This is a genomic window from Pseudomonadota bacterium, assembly GCA_039193195.1.
Classification (GTDB): domain Bacteria; phylum Pseudomonadota; class Gammaproteobacteria; order Steroidobacterales; family JBCBZW01; genus JBCBZW01.
The window spans coordinates 41,046-58,584 of record JBCCWS010000013.1; the positions used below are offsets into that span (position 1 = coordinate 41,046).

General features: G+C 65.9%; 15 protein-coding genes. 7 read left to right on the top strand and 8 right to left on the bottom strand.

Going from position 1 to position 17,539, the window contains the following annotated elements:
- Positions 1 to 53: 53 nt before the first annotated feature.
- The 3 genes from AAGA68_12710 to AAGA68_12720 are packed head-to-tail and all read right to left on the bottom strand — an operon-like array spanning position 54 to position 3,639.
- Positions 54 to 1,472: a VWA-like domain-containing protein gene (locus AAGA68_12710; GenBank protein ID MEM9385917.1), complete on the bottom strand. Its 1,419-nt coding sequence runs from the start codon at positions 1,470 to 1,472 to the stop codon at positions 54 to 56.
- Positions 1,469 to 2,572 (bottom strand): MoxR family ATPase, encoded by a 1,104-nt coding sequence (locus AAGA68_12715; protein MEM9385918.1) that lies wholly within the window; start codon positions 2,570 to 2,572, stop codon positions 1,469 to 1,471. Before AAGA68_12715 ends, AAGA68_12710 begins: the two co-directional genes overlap by 4 nt.
- 26 nt (positions 2,573 to 2,598) lie before the next feature.
- A complete protein-coding gene (locus AAGA68_12720) occupies positions 2,599 to 3,639 on the bottom strand; it encodes a hypothetical protein (GenBank protein MEM9385919.1) in 1,041 nt (346 codons plus the stop codon).
- 161 nt (positions 3,640 to 3,800) lie between these two features.
- Between AAGA68_12720 and AAGA68_12725 the strand changes: the two genes are divergently transcribed.
- Positions 3,801 to 4,340, top strand: coding sequence for an NUDIX hydrolase (locus AAGA68_12725; protein ID MEM9385920.1), 540 nt, complete (start codon positions 3,801 to 3,803; stop codon positions 4,338 to 4,340).
- A gap of 58 nt (positions 4,341 to 4,398) precedes the next feature.
- Positions 4,399 to 4,722: a ferredoxin FdxA gene (gene fdxA / locus AAGA68_12730; GenBank protein ID MEM9385921.1), complete on the top strand. Its 324-nt coding sequence runs from the start codon at positions 4,399 to 4,401 to the stop codon at positions 4,720 to 4,722.
- A 79-nt stretch (positions 4,723 to 4,801) separates the two neighbouring features.
- Here the strand turns inward: fdxA and AAGA68_12735 are convergent, their stop codons facing one another.
- The 3 genes from AAGA68_12735 to AAGA68_12745 form a co-directional block, all read right to left on the bottom strand.
- Entirely contained in the window at positions 4,802 to 5,578 is a 777-nt protein-coding gene (locus AAGA68_12735; protein ID MEM9385922.1) for a DsbC family protein, read from the bottom strand.
- A 211-nt stretch (positions 5,579 to 5,789) separates the two neighbouring features.
- Complete coding sequence (gene xerD, locus AAGA68_12740; protein MEM9385923.1) at positions 5,790 to 6,683, bottom strand: site-specific tyrosine recombinase XerD; 894 nt, start codon at positions 6,681 to 6,683, stop codon at positions 5,790 to 5,792.
- A 383-nt stretch (positions 6,684 to 7,066) separates the two neighbouring features.
- Positions 7,067 to 10,555 carry a methylmalonyl-CoA mutase family protein gene (locus tag AAGA68_12745; GenBank protein MEM9385924.1) on the bottom strand — a complete coding sequence of 1,163 codons (3,489 nt, stop codon included), beginning with the start codon at positions 10,553 to 10,555 and terminating at the stop codon, positions 7,067 to 7,069.
- A 297-nt stretch (positions 10,556 to 10,852) separates the two neighbouring features.
- On the opposite strand from AAGA68_12745, the gene AAGA68_12750 reads away from it, so the two are divergent.
- Complete coding sequence (locus tag AAGA68_12750) at positions 10,853 to 11,971, top strand: Glu/Leu/Phe/Val dehydrogenase dimerization domain-containing protein (GenBank protein MEM9385925.1); 1,119 nt, start codon at positions 10,853 to 10,855, stop codon at positions 11,969 to 11,971.
- A 20-nt stretch (positions 11,972 to 11,991) separates the two neighbouring features.
- Here AAGA68_12750 and AAGA68_12755 read toward each other — a convergent pair whose 3' ends face one another.
- Positions 11,992 to 12,687, bottom strand: coding sequence for a TetR/AcrR family transcriptional regulator (locus AAGA68_12755; protein ID MEM9385926.1), 696 nt, complete (start codon positions 12,685 to 12,687; stop codon positions 11,992 to 11,994).
- Positions 12,688 to 12,874: 187 nt separating this feature from the next.
- Between AAGA68_12755 and AAGA68_12760 the strand changes: the two genes are divergently transcribed.
- Positions 12,875 to 14,044, top strand: a complete 1,170-nt coding sequence (locus AAGA68_12760) for an isovaleryl-CoA dehydrogenase (GenBank protein ID MEM9385927.1) — start codon at positions 12,875 to 12,877, stop codon at positions 14,042 to 14,044.
- 25 nt (positions 14,045 to 14,069) lie between these two features.
- Here the strand turns inward: AAGA68_12760 and AAGA68_12765 are convergent, their stop codons facing one another.
- Complete coding sequence (locus tag AAGA68_12765) at positions 14,070 to 14,252, bottom strand: hypothetical protein (protein ID MEM9385928.1); 183 nt, start codon at positions 14,250 to 14,252, stop codon at positions 14,070 to 14,072.
- On the opposite strand from AAGA68_12765, the gene AAGA68_12770 reads away from it, so the two are divergent.
- From AAGA68_12770 to gloA, 3 genes are read left to right on the top strand one after another with little or no spacing between them, the layout of a single operon-like run.
- Entirely contained in the window at positions 14,251 to 15,441 is a 1,191-nt protein-coding gene (locus AAGA68_12770) for an acetyl-CoA C-acyltransferase (GenBank protein MEM9385929.1), read from the top strand. The two genes, AAGA68_12765 and AAGA68_12770, sit on opposite strands and share 2 nt — an antisense overlap.
- 9 nt (positions 15,442 to 15,450) lie before the next feature.
- Positions 15,451 to 17,058 (top strand): carboxyl transferase domain-containing protein, encoded by a 1,608-nt coding sequence (locus AAGA68_12775; GenBank protein MEM9385930.1) that lies wholly within the window; start codon positions 15,451 to 15,453, stop codon positions 17,056 to 17,058.
- Positions 17,059 to 17,091: 33 nt separating this feature from the next.
- A complete protein-coding gene (gloA, locus tag AAGA68_12780) occupies positions 17,092 to 17,532 on the top strand; it encodes a lactoylglutathione lyase (protein ID MEM9385931.1) in 441 nt (146 codons plus the stop codon).
- The last annotated feature ends 7 nt before the right edge of the window (positions 17,533 to 17,539 follow it).

Consider the following 17,539-nt stretch of genomic DNA (forward strand, 5'->3'; position numbering starts at 1 on the left):
CCAACCGATCCCCAAATGTACACGAGGACGCGGTGGCGACGCCTCCCGACGGCCTAGTCGAGGAGCAGACGACGGCCGAAGGGCATCTCCACCTCAGCAGCGCTCGCAGGGGTGGCCCAGATCACGGGCCAACGGGGATGCAGGCGGGCGGGACCCTCCAGGTCCGTGAGCACCACACCGATATCAGGTCGCAACTCGTCGGCCGCTTCGAGGAGGGGCGTAAAGTCCGTGCCGCCGCCGCCCTCGATATCCAAGGTCGGCACGCTGAACGGCATGCCGGGACGGAAGTGCTTCACGTGACGCACCTGGTCGTCGCCGACGATCAAGCTCACGTGCGCCTCGCAACGCCGGCCGATGGCCGTGATCTCACCGCAGAAGCGCCGAAGCAAGGGCTCATCGATGGACCCTGAGACATCGACCATCACCACCAACCGCGTGACGGCCCGCAGCGACGAGGTGCCCGGCTCGAAGGGCATGCGGCGCCCGCGGCTATCGCGCCCCTGATTGGCGAGCCAGGACCGGGCCGGGCGCGACCAGCTGATCGAGGTGAGCGGCGCCAGGCCTCGCGCCAGCCACGTGCGCAGCAGTGCCTGCCACGGCGTCCGCGGCATCGGCACGTCGGCGAGTAATTCTCTTAGGAGAGAGTGGGCGCCATCTCTGGCGTGGCCGCGCGAGATGCGCTCTCGCCAATCGCGCGCCCGTTCGGCCTCCGCCTCGGGGGCATCGCCGGCCGCGGCGGGCAGGAGGTCACGGGGCTCGCCGGCGGCGAGGTCGCGGGTGGCGCTGGCACGGGGCCCATCGGTCATCTGATCGGGATCGGACGCGCGCTGCGCGCTGGAGGACGTACTCTCTGCCGAGTCCTCCTGCTGCTGCGGATCGCCGCCTTGGCCACCACTCCCCTGCTGGCCCTCGCCCTCCCCCGCGCTCGCCTCCTGACGACCGCCACCGCCACCACCGCTAGCGGAGCGCCCCTGGCGATCGTCGATGGCGCGATACAAGCGCTCGACGTCCCATTCGAGGAGCGACTTCTCCACCGGCTCATCGATATGCAACACGCGGGACAGCAAGGCCTCCAGGCGCACGGCGCGCGGTGACAGTTCCAACCAACTGAGATGCCCAAGGGCACTGTTGACTATCGCATCGGCGCAGGCGTTGAAGAGTTCGGGATCGACATCACCGACCACCTGACGCAGGGCTTCACTGCGCTGCGGATGGCGCAGGGCCACGTGCAACACCTGGTGCGCGACGAGCCCCGTCTGGCGCGCCAGGGTGAGCCCCTCGAAGGCGGGGCCGTAGCGGATCTCCTCGCCGTCGGTGGCCGCCTCGAGCTCGCGCTTGCCGAGGTCGTCATCGTCACGATGGGCGATCCACAGGGCGAGGCTGCCGGTGGCGGGGGCGTATTCCACCATGCGCTGGATCGCGCGCGTGCCGCGATGCTCGTGCACGGCACCGGCGGGCGAGGTGGTGGTCATGCGCTGGCGTCGTCGCGCTGGGCCACGTAGCGCTGGTAGACGGGGCTCTCCAGGATCGCCCCCTCCAAGCCTTGGTTGAGGGCCCGTTCGAACAGCAACTCCATGGTGAGCGTCTGCGCCTCGCGGATGGGCAGGGGTTGTTGGGTTTTGGTGTCCGGCAGCTGCTCGATGATCTCCAGGGCTCGGGTCACGCGCGCCGATTCATCGCAGGCGGCGAGGAGGCCGTAGATCATGCCGTACAGGGCATCGAGGGTGCGTGGAAGCAGCTCGGCGGTCTCGGGCCCCGCCTTGGCGGCGAGCAGTTCGAGCACGTTGGTGCCCGCTTCGATCTCGCGCAGCACCCCGAAGAACTCGGCGGCGTTGGCCGCGCCGATGCGCCCCTGCACGAACAGCCGTTGCTGCTCGGGGTCTGCACTCGACTGCAGCACCCGCGAGACGTCCTCCCAGCCCCGTGGACTGGCGCCCACGAGGTGGTCGTTCGCCACCTGCGAGGCGGTGTCGTCGAGGCGATCGGGTCGCACCTTCAGGTAGGCCATGACCTGCGGCGCGAGGCCGTTGGCCAGGGCGTAGGCGAGGAACGCATCCACCGTGCTCTGCACGTTGAAGTGGAACATGCGATCGGCCAGCGCCGTGCCCATGTCGTGGCTCACGGCGCCGTGGAAGGCGGCGTTGCCCGCGGCCACCACCAGCCAGCCGTCCGGCAAGCGGTAGTTGCCGACGCGTCGATCGAGGATCAGGGAGTAGGCGCTGATCTGCAGGCGCTGATCGGCCGCGGTGAGTTCATCGAGAAACAGGATGCCCTCGGGACTCGAACCATCAGGCAGGAACTCCGGCGGGAACCACACCGTGCGCTGCTGCTCGTCGTCCGCGTAGATGGCACCGCGGATGTCCACCGGCTCGATGCTGGTCAGGCGCAGGTCCACCAACGGCACCTGATGGTGCTCGGCCACCTGGCGCACGATCGAGGACTTGCCGACGCCGCGCGTGCCCCAGAGCATCGTCGCGCGCTGGCGCAGCACCGGGTCGGCAAACTGGCCGAGGAGGGCTGACTTGGCGGCGGTGATCGACACCGCCGGGATGTTCATTGGATTTGCCTGCACCGACGATCTCCCAGGTGCTGATACGTCTACTTGTCGATTCTACTAGTCGGCAGCACCCACGCCCGCTGTTTCAAGGGCGAGGGCAACGGGGGAATCTCCAGCACAGGGATATCGCGTAGGGAAAAGAATGCGATGAGCGCGACGGTCGGCAGCTGAAAGATGATCACGAGAAACCCGGGGTTCTTCGCCGCGGGAAGGAACATCAAGCTCGGCGTGACGATGACGAAGGCCAGCAGCGCCAGCACCGGCGTCGCCCGCTGCAGTGCTGCCCGCCACCGGGCGACCTTGTGATGCTCATGGTAGTCGCCAGGTTGCGTGGCGAGCGTCTGGGCGAGATGGCTCACGATGCCGTCGAGGGCCGTCTCCGCCTCGTGCGTCCGCTCGGGCTCATGCGGCGGCGCCCGCAGGGACCCACGCCACCCGCGGTGCGCGGTCTTGCGAAGCGGACGCCACATGGGCCCGGCGACAGCCAGGAAGTCGTCCGGCAGGAGCAGCTGCGCGTCGTCGTCGAGCGCCTGCAGGCGCACCTCCAGGGGCGAGCCGGCCAGCGTGTGCTCCACGGTGAACACGGCGCCCTGCGCGAGCCTGGCCTGGGCGCCATCGATCTGCGGTGCCGGCGTTCCAGTGTTAGGTTGCGGCGATCGAATCCGATAACTGCGAGCGAGCCAGGTACCAGCGACCTGGCGCCAGTGGCGCGCAAGCGGCACAGCTTGCACCCAGGAGAGGACGCGATCCAACGCGCCGCCGGTCGCCTTCAGGGTCGCCACCAGCTCACCCGTGGGGGTCATCGCCCTCAGCTGCCGCTCCAGGGTGAAGTCATCCGCCGACCCCTCGGGCACCTCCAGGGTGAGATGCTCGGACAGGGCGGGCGTCGAATCTGTGGCCGCGTGCGCCAGAGGCTTGAAGGCCAAGCGACGGCGAGCGCGATCGCTCGCCTCCAAATCGAGGTGGCGATCGGCGCTCGAGAACGGGGCCACCAGCTCCAGTAGGTCGTGGTGCGTGAGCGGCGTGCGCGCCTCCTCCGAGGCCGGCACGGGTTTGCCGTAGAGAAACTGCAGATTCGACATGGCGGGTGTGCGCTCCCGGGGAGACTCTGTCGAGCCAGGCCCGCCATTGGACACGATGCGCAGGGCTTCGCCAACAACGCGCTTGCGCTTCGCGAGAGGCAGAACGGGCAAGACACCGCACGGTGGCCACGGTCGCACTGAGGGAGGATAATCGATGCCCTATGAACTTCTGCAGCAACTGTGGCCACCCGGTCGCCCACCGGGTACCGCCCGGCGACAACCTCCCCCGCTACGTCTGCGATAACTGCCACACGATCCACTACATCAACCCGCGCAACGTGGTGGGCTGCGTCGTCGAGTGGGAGGGCGCTATCCTGCTCTGCCGCCGAGCGATCGAGCCACGCCACGGCTATTGGACAGCCCCAGCGGGGTTCATGGAATGCGGTGAGACGGTTGCCGAGGGTGCGGCTCGTGAGGTGCGCGAAGAGGCTCTGGCCGAGGTCGACGTCGGCTCGATGCTCGCTGTGGTCAACGTGCCGCACGTCGATCAGGTGCACATCATGTTTCGCGCCACCCTGCGCGACGGTAAGTACGGCGTCGGCGAGGAGACGCTCGAGTCAGCCCTGGTACCGATCGAGGATGTTCCCTGGGGCGAGCTAGCCTTCCCCAGCGTACGCTTCGCACTGGAGCGCTATCTAGACGATCGACGCGAGCAGGTGGAGCGCCTCCACACGACCCGCGTCGAACGCATGAAGCGCTGACTTCAGCGCACTAAACGTCTATTCTTGTTGACACTCGAGCGGTGGAGCGACTGGCGAAATGGCTTTTGTGGTTACGGAGAACTGCATCAAGTGCAAGTACACCGACTGCGTGGAGGTGTGCCCTGTCGACTGCTTTCACGAGGGACCGAACTTCCTCGTGATCGACCCGGAAGAGTGTATCGATTGCACCTTGTGCGAGCCCGAGTGTCCGGCCGAGGCGATCTACTCCGAGGACGAGTTGCCCAACGGGCAGGAGCAGTTCCTCGAACTCAACGCGGAACTCTCCAAATCCTGGCCTGTCATCACCGAGAAGCAAGACGCGCCTGAGGACGCTGATGAGTGGAGCAATGTGTCAGATAAGCTCCAACATCTCGAGCGCTAAACGGATTCAGCCGCTGCCCCACCCTCGCTAACGAAGGCAGAAACAACGGCTGAAATGCCGGCGGACCGTCAGCAGTTGATCAGCTCTCGTTACCGCCTGCAATCTGCTCCAGGCGCGCCTTCAGCTGCGGCGCCGGCAGGTAACCCCCAATCAGATAGCCACTCTCCGTCACGATCGCCGGCGTGCCGGTGACGCCCGCGTTGCGACCCACGTTCCAGCCCTGGTCCACCGCGTTGGTCTCACAGGACTCGGCCTGCACGTCGATGCCCGCCTTAGCCTGCGTGAGCGCCGCGTTGCGGTCGTCAGCGCAGAACACTTCCACGGCCTTGGTCCAGGACGGCGAGTTTGGGCCGCTGCGCGGATACAAGGCGTAGCTCACCTTGATGCCGAGATCGTTCAGCTGGGCGATCTCCTGATGCAGCTTGCGGCAGTAGCCACAGTCGATGTCCGTGAACACGGTAATGGAGTGCTCGACGGGCTTGCCCTGCGGAGCGAACACGACGGTGGACTCCGGGTCCAGCTCGGACATCAGGGACAAACGAGCGCCGCTACGCCTCATCTCCGTGACGTTCTCGCGCGTCTCCAGATCGATCATGTCGCCCTGGATCACGTAGCGCGCATCTTCGGACATGTAGTACACCGCGGTGCCTCCCCCGACGGCCACTTCGTACAAGTTGGGGATGGTCGATTCCTTCACTTCGGCATCGGTGAAATTGGGCATGCGCTCAACCAGGGCTGCGGCTACCTGGTCAGTCTTCGAGAGCGTCTTCTCGGCGGCGGCTTCGGCCGCCTGTGCGCCCATCGCACAAAGCAGCGAGGCAGCGGCCGCCGAGGCCACTGGAATCGAGCGGATCATATTGTATTTCATTGGAATTCGGCCTTAGGGCTGGGTTGCGAGTTAGTTGCGTCGGTTCGACCGCCCGACCGGAGCGAAGTTCGCTCATCCCCACGGCGCTTGCGGTTGCGCGACGACTCGAGGGCGAGTCTAGCAGACCCACACGGCGGAAGATTGGGAGGCAGACGGGAGCCATAGACGAGGGCGCCCGCCGAGCATCCGCGGCCAGAGGCTAGCCGCGGGGATGATGCTCGGAATGGATGTCCTTCAGGCGCTCGCGAGCCACGTGGGTGTAGATCTGCGTGGTGGACAGATCACTGTGTCCCAGCAGCATCTGCACCACGCGCAGGTCAGCACCGTGGTTGAGCAAGTGGGTCGCGAAGGCGTGACGCAGCGTGTGCGGCGAGAGATCGCCGTCGATGCCGGCGGCCTTGGCGTAGCGCTTGATGATGTGCCAGAAGGCCTGGCGCGTCATGCGATCACCGCGACGGGTCGGGAACAGGTACTCCGTCTGGCGCTCGAGGAGGATCTCAAGGCGCGGGCCTTCGATGAAGCGCTGCAGCCAGGTCTGCGCCTCTTCGCCCAAGGGGATCAGGCGCTCGCGATCCCCCTTACCGGAGATGCGCACCACGCCCTGCACCAGACTCACTTCCGTGTAGCGAAGGTTGATCAGCTCCGTCACGCGCAGTCCCGTGGCGTACAACACTTCGAGCATCGTGCGATCACGGCAGCCGAGCGGATCGGACACGTTAGGTGCGCCTAGCAGCGACTCCACCTCTTCCTCGGTCAAGGACTTCGGTAGGGTACGGCCGATCTTCGGCATCTGGATGTGTGCAGTGGGGTCTTCTTGCAGCTTGCCCTCGCGCACCATGTAGCGGTAGAGGCGTCGGAAGCTGGACAGCTGGCGAGCTGTCGATCGCGGACGGGCGCCCCCTTCCACGCGGTGATCGATAAACTGCACGAGGATCTCGCGATCCACATCGAGCAGCCCCATATCTTTGTCGGCCAGCCAGCGGGCCAGGGACATGAGATCCGCGCGATAGGCGGACAGCGTGTTCTTCGACAAGCCTCGCTCTGCCCAGATGGCATCGAGGAAGCGGTCGATTACCCCTTCCGCCTGCGCCACTCGGGGCGAGGGCGGCTCGTCTTTTTTCGCTTTGTTAAGCGGCACCACCGCATTCACCGGCTCCACCTCTATCTCACCCGCGTTGTCGCAACTCAGAAGCATCGGTCGCATCCCTTGCAAGCCTGGCCTTCCGTTGGCGGTCCGACCTGTGGGCGCGACGTGAGTCCGCCCGTAGTACAGGCAGAGTATGGCGAGGCGCGGCGCAGGGGGCCGTGAACCTATTCACATATCGCACTTGCTGCCGAGGACGCGCGAACTACGTCACAGTTCTGCGCTTCGAGTGTGACACGCTCGCCATTTTTGCGGCGCACCAAGCGAATCCAGCACGCAAAGCTGCCGCGACGAGGCTCCTGCCCTACGCTGAGTTTACCCTCCGCGACAAGCTACAAGTTTCGCCGGTAGCGCCCCCCCACGCGATAGAGGGCGTCACTGATTGTGCCCAGAGAGCAATGGCGAACCGCCACCATTAGGTGATCGAAGAGGTTCTCACCCCCACGAGCCGCATCCTGCAGGGCCGCCAGCGCCCCGCCACCCGGGCCCCTGCCGCTCTCGACGAAGGCCTCCGCCGCCGCGACCTGCTGGCGCTTCTCTTCCTCCGAAGAGCGGATCAACTCGTTTTCGGCCTGCTCCTCATCGCTCGCCTCACCGCCTTCCTTCAAGAAGGTGTTGACGCCTACGATCGGCAAGCTGCCGTCATGCTTTCGCGCTTCGTAAAGCATGCTTTCATCCTGGATGCGACCGCGCTGGTACATCGTTTCCATCGCCCCCAACACGCCACCGCGCTCCGCCAAGCGTTCGAACTCGGCGTATACGGCATCTTCCACCGCACGCGTCAGCTCCTCGATCACGAAGGACCCCTGCCAAGGGTTCTGGCTCTGATTGATGCCGAGTTCGCGGTTGATGATCAGCTGGATCGCCATGGCACGGCGCACCGAGTCTTCCGTCGGCGTGGTCAGCGCCTCGTCGAAGGCGTTCGTGTGCAGGCTGTTGCAGCTGTCGAACAGAGCGTACATGGCCTGCAGCGTGGTGCGGATATCATTGAACTGAATCTCCTGCGCGTGCAGGCTCCGACCCGAGGTCTGAATGTGGTACTTCAGCATCTGGCTGCGCGGCGAGGCGCCATAGCGCTCGCGCATGGCGCGCGCCCAGATCCGCCGCGCGACCCGACCGATCACCGCGTACTCAGGGTCCATGCCGTTAGAGAAGAAGAAGCTCAGATTAGGGGCGAAGCTGTCGATGGGCAGGCCGCGGCTGAGGTAGTACTCCACGATCGTAAAGCCGTTCGCCAGAGTAAACGCCAGCTGCGAAATCGGGTTCGCCCCCGCCTCAGCGATATGGTAGCCACTCACCGACACGCTGTAGAAGTTACGTACGCCGTTGTGGCTGAAGTACTCCTGCACATCGCCCATCAGGCGCATGGCGAACTCGGTGGAGAAGATGCAGGTGTTTTGCGCCTGATCCTCCTTTAAAATGTCGGCCTGCACGGTGCCGCGCACGGCGCGCAGCGCCTCGTCGCGTATCTTCGCGTACACCTCAGGCTCCACCACCGCCGCGCCATGCGTCCCCAGCAGTCCGAGACCCAGGCCGTCGTGCGTACTCGGCAATTCGCCATGGTAAGTGGCACCGTTGGTCTCTAAGCCCTTGCGCACTTGCTCAAGGCGTCCCTGCTCGCACAGGTAACGCTCGACCTGTTGGTCGATGGCCGTGTTCAAGAACATCGCCATCAATACTGGCGCGGGCCCGTTGATCGTCATCGAGACAGAGGTGGTCGGGGCGCACAGGTCGAAGCCCGAGTAGAGCTTCTTCATGTCGTCAAGCGTGGCGATTGACACGCCCGCGTTGCCGATCTTGCCGTAGATGTCCGGGCGCGTCGCCGGGTCTTCGCCGTACAGGGTGACTGAGTCGAAGGCCGTCGACAGGCGCGTGGTCGACTGGCCAGCAGCCAGGTAATGGAAGCGACGGTTGGTACGCTCCGGCGTACCTTCGCCGGCGAACATACGCGTTGGGTCTTCCGCCTCGCGGCGATAGGGGTAGACGCCTGCCGTGTAGGGGTAGGCACCCGGCAAGTTCTCCTCCATCAAGAAGCGCAGCAGGTCGCCCCAATCGCGCCGATCAGGAACGGCGATCTTCGGCAGAGAAAGTCCGGCGAGGCTCTGCGTGTAGTTATCGCCCTCGATCGTGCGCCCGCGCACCTCGTAGGCGTAGCGCTCGCTGCGCGCCGCCGCCGCGCGTGCGGGCCACTCGCGAAGCAACCCCAGGCCTTCGACGCCGATGTGCTCGAGCGCCTCGTTGTAGCGAGCTACAAGCGCGTCGACTCCTTCGCGCACGGATGCAGCAATACCGAGGACGGCTAGCTGAGCCTCACCGAGGGTCTCGAAGGCCGGCAACGGCGCCCCGTCCGGTAGCAGCGCCTGCAGCGCGCCAAAGCAGGCGTAGGCGCGGCTCGCCGCATTCGCCGCCGCGTCGATCGTGGCGCGCACGTCGCGACCGCTGGCGACGATCTCCGCTAGGTAGCGTTCACGCGCGGCTGGCACGAGCGGCTCGTTGCTTCCCGCGGGCACCTCCGTGCTGACGCCCCCTGCAGCCAAGCGCTTGCCGTGGTTGCTCCAAGAGGCGGCGCCCCCGCGAAGGCCTCGAGCTTCGCTGCTCTCACCGAGGGCCGTGCACAGCGCGGCGAACAGCCGATTGACGCCAGCATCGTTGAAGCGGCTGGCGATCGCTGGGTAGACGGGCACGTCTTCGTCCGCCACGTCGAAGCGGACGCGGTTGCGTCGCCACTGCTTGCGAATCTCCCTCAGCGCATCTGCCGAACCACGCCTTTCGAATTTATTGAGTACAATTAGGTCTGCAAAATCGAGCATGTCGATCTTCTCAAGCTGACTAGGCGCGCCGAAGTCGACGGTCATGACGTAGAGAGAGAGGTCCACCAGATCAACGATCTGCGTATCGCTCTGGCCGATACCCGCGGTTTCCACGACGACGAGATCAAAGCCCGTGTGACTGAGCAGGTTGATGCAATCACCTAGCACCTCCGCCGTCGCCAAGTGCTGACGTCGAGTGGCCAGAGAGCGCATGAAGATCCGATCGCTGGCTAGGGAGTTCATGCGGATGCGATCGCCGAGCAGAGCTCCCCCGGTGCGCCGGCGCGTGGGATCTACGGCTAGTACGCCCACGCGATAGTCGGGGAAGGTGGCGAGGATGCGCTGGAGCAGCTCGTCGAGCAGACTGCTCTTGCCGGCGCCGCCAGTGCCGGTGACGCCGATCACTGGCGGCCGAGCCATCTCCCCTCGCCGCGCAAGGAGGGACGGCAGACTCAACTGCCCTTCCTCGAGCGCGCTGATGGCGCGAGCGATCGCCGTGGAGTCTGCGGCACTTAGCGATCGATTCTCTTCGTCAGAGTACCGGGGACGCCTGACCTCACCTGCGCGCTCGATTACATCGTCGATCATTCCCTCAAGGCCCAGGCGCAAGCCGTCGTTTGGGCTGTAGACACGCGTCACACCATAAGCCTCGAGATCGCGAATCTCCTCGGGGCTGATGGTGCCGCCACCGCCCGCGAACACGCGGATATGCTCGGCCCCGTAGTGGGTCAGGCGGTCGACCATGTATTTGAAATACTCGACGTGGCCTCCCTGGTACGAAGAGCACGCGATCCCCGCAGCATCCTCCTGCACTGCGGCACGCACGACCTCCTCCACGCTACGGTTGTGGCCGAGATGAACCACCTCCGCGCCCTTGGCCAGAAGCAGGCGACGCATGATGTTAATCGCGGCGTCGTGACCGTCGAAGAGCGACGCTGCGGTGACGAAGCGCACGGGCGGGCGATCGACGGCCGTCTGGCGGTTATCGACGGCGGATAACGGTGCATTCATCGGTTTTGAGCTCATTCGGTTGAACCTGAGTTTGCAGGCAGCAGCGCACCCTTACGCGGCCGCGCGGATCTTGTGTGGTGAGGCAATTGGTTTCACATGAAATTTTTTGCACTGCGCAAGCAGCGTGATAACAGGAGTGCTTTCATCGCCAGCGCTCGTCGATGATCGAAGACGACTTCCCATCGACCATTCTTGCGCTAGAATGCCGCCCCATTCGGCACAGCCGTGCCCGTTCAGAACGCGCCAGGGCGCCCCGGCCTCGCGGCCAGGCTCGCCGCCCAGCGCCACGGAGGTCTCATGCAACTGTTCGACATCCTCGCGGAGCAAGGTCACGAAGAGGTGGTGTTCTTCCACCACCAGGAATCTGGCCTGCGCGCCATCGTCGCCATCCACAACACGACGCTCGGCCCTGCCCTTGGCGGGCTGCGCATGTGGCCCTACTCCAGCGAAGCCGACGCGGTGAAGGATGTGCTGCGCCTGTCCCAGGGGATGACCTACAAGGCGGCCGTGGCTGGACTGAATCTCGGCGGCGGCAAGGCAGTGCTTATCGGTGACCCGCAAACGCACAAGAGCGAAGCCCTGTTCCGCTCCCTCGGCCGTTTCATCGGCTCCCTCGGCGGGCGCTACATCACCGCCGAAGACGTGGGCACCACCGTCGACGACATGGAGTACATCTTCCAGGAGACCGATCGCGTCGTCGGCGTGCACCCGGTTCACGGCGGCAGCGGTGATCCCTCGCCCTTCACAGCCTACGGCACGCTCGAGGGCATTCGCGCTTGCCTCAATAAGCGCTACGGCCACGCAGATTTCTCCAAGCTCGCTTACGCCGTGCAAGGCGTGGGGAGCGTCGGCGGCAAGCTCGCCGTGCTGCTGCGTGAGCGCGGCGCCAAGGTCTTCGCCTGTGACCTTAACGAAGACCGCGTCCAGCAGCTCGCTGACGAACACGGCATTGAGCCGGTGCCCATGAGCGAGATCTACGACGTAGACGCGCAGGTCTTCGCACCCTGCGCCCTCGGCGGCATCATCAACGCCGACACGGTGCCGCGCCTGCGCAGCGAAATCGTCTGTGGTAGCGCCAACAACCAGCTTGAGAGCGAGGAATGGGGCACGGAACTCGAAGCCCGAAACATCCTCTACGCGCCGGACTACGCCGTAAACTCCGGCGGCCTCATCAACGTTGCCCTCGAGCTTCAGGGCTACGACCGGGAACGTGCCTACCAGGCTATCGAGACCATTTACACCAGCGTGAGCAACATCTTCGCTATTGCCGAGCGCGACGGTATCCCTTCCTGGCAGGCCGCTAATCGCCTCGCCGAGGAGCGCATCCGCGCCGTCTCCAGCACGCGCATGCCGTACACGTTGCGTTTCAAAGACCGCCTGAGCGGCCGCAAGCCCTGGCGCCCGTCGCAAAGCTGAGGCCAAGGGCGATCCCGGCGTCACGCGGACGCCGCGGGACGCGGCGCAAGTCCGCGTACGAAGGTGTCGAACAAGGCCTCGCCCAGCTCCTCGGGCGAGGCCGGGCCATCCTCTCGGTACCAGCGACTCAGCCAGTGTAGGGCCCCAAACACGGCGAAGTCCGTCATGCGGATATCCGCTTCCGCGGCGATCGAGCCGTCCTCCACACCTGCCTTCAGGATCGCCCGCAGGCGCGCATCGAGATCCTTTAGGAACGACGTCATCTGGCCGCGGATGTCGTCGCTGTGTGGCAGGGAGCCGATCTGCACCCCGCAGGCGCCAACGGGCGTCGCCATCATGCGCGCGTAATGCACGAAGAACAGCCGCAAACGCTCGAGGCCCGTGGCAGCGGAGCTGGCCGCCGCCATCACCGCTTTCGATTCCTCCGTGATGATGCGCAGGATTTCCACGGCGATGTCATCCTTGCCGCAGACGTAGTGATAGAGGGCGCCCTTGGTGACATTCAAGCGCTCCGCCAGCTCGTTCAGTGACGTGGCATGGAAGCCCTTTTCGTTAAATAGGATCGCGGCATGCTCGGCGATCACCCGGCGCTTGATGGCGTGTTGGGCCTCGCGGTCGGGCACCGTGGCGGCCCAGGGTGTGGGGCCCGCGGCAGGTCCCCCCACGGGTTCCCGAGAAACCTCGTAACTGCCTGTTGATTCTGTACTTTCCGCCATCTTCGCACTCCAAGGGCCGGATTCGCAGAGGCCGTGGTAACGGCTATCGCCGACGCCTCCGTTGGGGGACGAAAACGCTTGTGATCGACCCAGGGTTTAAACTAATCTACCGCATGGTAGAACTTTCGCCAACTCGGTCGAAACGCGCCGCCGGGCTGGCGAGCGCATGTGTGCCCTGGAGCCTGCGATGAGCCTGTTCAATACCCACATCAACGACGATCTCGACATGCTGCGCGAGTCGGTGCGCCGCTTTGCCGAGACCCAGATCGCCCCGCACGCCGAGGAGATCGACGCCACCAACACCTTCCCCCATCCCCTGTGGCGGGAGCTTGGTGAGATGGGCCTGCTCGGCATGACCGTGGAGGAGCAGTACGGCGGCTCGAACCTGGGCTATCTCGCTCATTTGGTCGCGATGGAAGAGATCTCGCGTGCCTCCGCGTCCGTCGGGCTCTCCTACGGCGCCCACTCAAACCTCTGCCTGAACAACCTCTTCCTGCACGCCACGCCCACTCAGCGCGAGAAGTACGTGCCGAAGCTGTGCACGGGCGAGTGGGTGGGTGCGCTGGCGATGTCCGAGCCCGGTGCGGGTTCCGACGTGGTCGGCTCCATGGCCTGCACCGCCCGGCGCGAGGGCGATCACTTCGTCGCCAACGGCAACAAGATGTGGATCACCAACGGCCCCGAGGCCGATGTGCTGGTGGTCTACATGCGCACGGACACAAGTTCCCGAGGCTCCCGCGGCATCACGGCCTTCATCATCGAGAAAGGTATGGAAGGCTTCCGCACGGCGCAGAAATTGGACAAGCTCGGCATGCGCGGCTCCAACACCTGCGAGCTCGTCTTCCAGGACTGCCGCATCCCCGCCGAGAACGTGCTCGGTAGGGTTGACGAAGGCGTTTACATCCTGATGGCCGGACTCGATTCCGAGCGCCTCGTGCTCACGGGCGGCCCCCTCGGCATCATGCAGGCGTGCATGGACTTGGTGCTGCCCTACGTGCACGAGCGCAAGCAGTTCGGCCAGCCCATCGGCGAGTTCGGCCTCATGCAGGCGAAGCTAGCGGATATGTACGCCTCCTTGGCGGCTACTCGCGCCCTGGCTTACCGCACGGCTGAGCAGTTCGACGCCGGCCACCCCACACGTCAGGACGCAGCGGCCGCGCTGATGCTCGGGTCTTGTAACGCCGTGAAGCATGGCCTCGAGGCCGTGCAGATCCTCGGCGGCAACGGCTACATCAACGAGTATCCCGCAGGGCGCCTCCTGCGCGACGCCAAGCTCTACGAGATCGGCGCCGGCACCACGGAGATCCGCCAAATGCTGATCGGCCGCGAACTCTACCGCGCGTCCGCGTCCCAGTGACCTGTCGCCGGTAGCTTCGAAAGTGCTAAGCAAGGCCTTCCTCGACGATCTGCGCGTCGCGCCTCCTCCCGGGGGCGTAGCCGTTGCTCGTCGGCACGCCTTTGCCTCGCCGATGAATGACCTGCTCATCACTCCCGAAGCTACCGGGGGACAGGCCACTGGGACAGCCTCCGATCATCCCGAATTGACCGCATGAGGAATCAGCCATGAGCGCAGACTCCGTCGTCATCGCCGCCGCCCGCCGCACCCCACTGGGCGCATTCCAGGGGTCCCTCGCCCCCGTGCCCGCGCCTGAGCTCGGCGCCCACGCGATCCGCGCCGCGATCGCCGACACTGGCCTGAGGGGCGATGAAATCTCTGAGGTGCTGATGGGCTGCGTGCTCCCCGCCGGCCTCGGCCAGGCACCCGCGCGCCAAGCCGCCCTCGCCGCGGGCCTGGACCTACGCGTGGGATGCACCACGATCAGCAAAGTCTGCGGCTCCGGCATGAAGGCCGTGATGCTCGGCGCCGACCTCATCCGCGCCGGCTCCGCCTCGATCGTCGTCGCCGGTGGCATGGAGTCCATGACCAACGCGCCCTACCTCACCATGGGCGCGCGCGGCGGCCTGCGCATGGGGCATCAGGAGCTGCTCGACCACATGTTCTTCGACGGCCTGCAGAACCCTGCCGACAAGCGCATGATGGGCGACTTCGCCGAGATCACCGCCGGCGAGTACGCCTTCAGCCGCGACGACCAGGACGCCTTCGCCATTCAGTCGGTGGAGCGCGCCCTCGCTGCAGCCGCCGGCGGTCACTTCGACGCGGAGGTCGTGCCCGTCGAGGTCACGCACCGTCGCAAGACCACTACCGTGAGCGTCGACGAAGAGCCGCCCCGCTGCGACCTCGATCGCATCCGATCCCTGAAGCCCGCCTTCAAGCGCGAGGGCGGCACAGTGACCGCGGCATCGTCCTCCTCCATCTCCGACGGCGCCGCGGCACTGGTGCTCATGAGCGAGGCGGAAGCCTCACGCCGCGGCCTCACGCCGCTGGCGCGGATCGCCGGGCACTCGGGCCATGCACAGGAACCCGAGTGGTTCACCACGGCCCCCGTGAAGGCGATCGCCAACGTGCAGGACATGCTCGGTTGGACGCCGTCCGACGTGCAGCTCTACGAGATCAACGAAGCCTTCGCCGTGGTCACCATGGCCGCCATGCGCGACCTTAAGCTCGACCCGACCCAGGTGAACGTGCACGGCGGCGCCTGCGCCCTCGGCCACCCGATCGGCGCAACCGGCGCCCGCATCCTCGTCACCCTGGTGCACGCCCTGCGCCAGCACGACGGTAGCGGTCGCGGCATCGCCTCCCTGTGCATCGGCGGGGGCGAGGCCACGGCCGTCGCCGTCGAGCGCGTGAGCTAAGGGAACCTAATGCCCGTACTGAGTAGCCAGATCGATCCGCGCTCGGAAGCGTTCCAGCGCAGCGACGCCCACCACCGGCGCCTGGCGCAGGACCTGCGCGAGCGTCTCGCCCAGGTGCGCCTCGGCGGCGGCGAGCGTGCCCGTGAGCGTCACCTCGCGCGCGGCAAGCTGCTGCCGCGCGATCGCATCGATGCGCTCCTCGACCCGGGCAGTGCCTTCCTGGAGCTCTCCGCCCTGGCCGCGGACGATCTCTACGACGGTCAGGCGCCGAGCGCGGGCGTGGTCGCCGGCATCGGGCGCATCGCGGGCACGGAGGCGGTGATCGTGGCCAACGACGCCACGGTCAAGGGCGGTGCCTACTTCCCGATGACGGTGAAGAAGCATCTGCGCGCACAGGAAGTGGCACTGGAGAATCACCTCCCTTGCATCTACCTAGTGGATTCGGGAGGCGCCTTCCTGCCCTTACAGGATGAGGTGTTCCCCGACCGCGAACACTTCGGCCGCATCTTCTACCACCAGGCGCGCCTCTCGGCGGCGGGGGTACCGCAGATCGCCGTCGTGATGGGCAGCTGCACGGCCGGTGGCGCCTACGTGCCGGCCATGTGCGATGAATCGATCATCGTGCGCAAGCAGGGCACCGTTTTTCTCGGCGGGCCGCCGTTGGTGAAAGCGGCCACGGGCGAGATCGTCGACGCCGAGACCCTCGGCGGCGGCGACGTCCACTGCCGCACCTCCGGCGTCACCGACTACCTCGCGGACAACGACGCGCATGCCCTGGAACTCGCCCGCGGCGTGGTCAGCCACCTAAACCAGCCAGCCCCGGTTGCCCCAGACCGCGCGCCGCGCCCACCACGCTACGCGCCGGAAGAGCTCTACGGCGTGCTGCCGACGGAGAACCGCTACCCCTACGACGTGCGCGAAGTGATCGCGCGTCTCGTGGACGACTCGGAGTTCGAGGAGTTCAAACCGCTCTACGGCAAGACGCTCGTCACGGGCTTCGCCCACCTCGGTGGCTATCGGGTGGGCATCATCGCCAACAACGGCATCCTCTTCTCCGAGAGTGCGCTGAAGGGCGCGCACTTCATCCAGCTGTGCAACCAGCGCGGCATCCCGCTGCTGTTCCTGCAAAACATCTCCGGCTTCATGGTCGGCTCGAAGTATGAACAGGCCGGCATCGCTAAGGACGGCGCCAAGATGGTGAACGCCGTGGCCACGAGCGTCGTGCCCAAGCTTACGGTGATCATCGGCGGCAGCTTCGGCGCCGGCAACTACGCCATGTGTGGGCGCGCCTACGGTGGTCGCTTCCTCTGGAGCTGGCCCAATGCACGCATCTCCGTGATGGGCGGCGAGCAGGCCGCGTCCGTATTGGCCCAGATTCGTCGCGACGGCCTAGAAGCGCGCGGCGGCGAGTGGCCCGAGGCCGAAGAGCAGGCCTTCAAGGACGAGATCGCCGGCCAGTACGAAGCCGAGGGCAACCCCTACCACGCCACGGCCCGCCTGTGGGATGACGGCGTGATCGATCCGGTGGACACGCGACGAGTCCTGTCCCTGGCCCTGTCCAGCGTGCTGCGCGTGCCGCGCGACGACGGGCCGGGATACGGCGTGTTCCGCATGTAAGCTAACGTCTACGACAGGTACTCCGAGAGCCTCATGCAATTCCTGCACACCATGATCCGCGTCGCCAACCTCGATGCCGCCCTGGACTTCTTCTGCGAGAAGCTCGGTCTGGAGCTCATCGATCGTCGCGATTACGAGAAGGGCCGCTTCACGTTGGTCTTTCTCGCCGCCCCAGAAGATGCGGCCGCGGCGCGCGAGCGCAGCGCGCCGATGGTCGAGCTGACCCATAACTGGGACCCCGAGGAGTACACGGGCGGGCGCAACTTCGGCCACCTCGCCTACCGCGTCGACGACATCTACGCCCTGTGCCAGAAGCTCATGGACGCGGGCGTCACCATCAACCGCCCGCCGCGCGACGGCCACATGGCCTTCGTGCGCAGCCCCGACGGCATCTCCATCGAGCTACTGCAGAAGGGCGGCTCCCTGCCGCCGCGCGAGCCTTGGGCGAGCATGGGGAACACGGGCACCTGGTAGGGCCCGA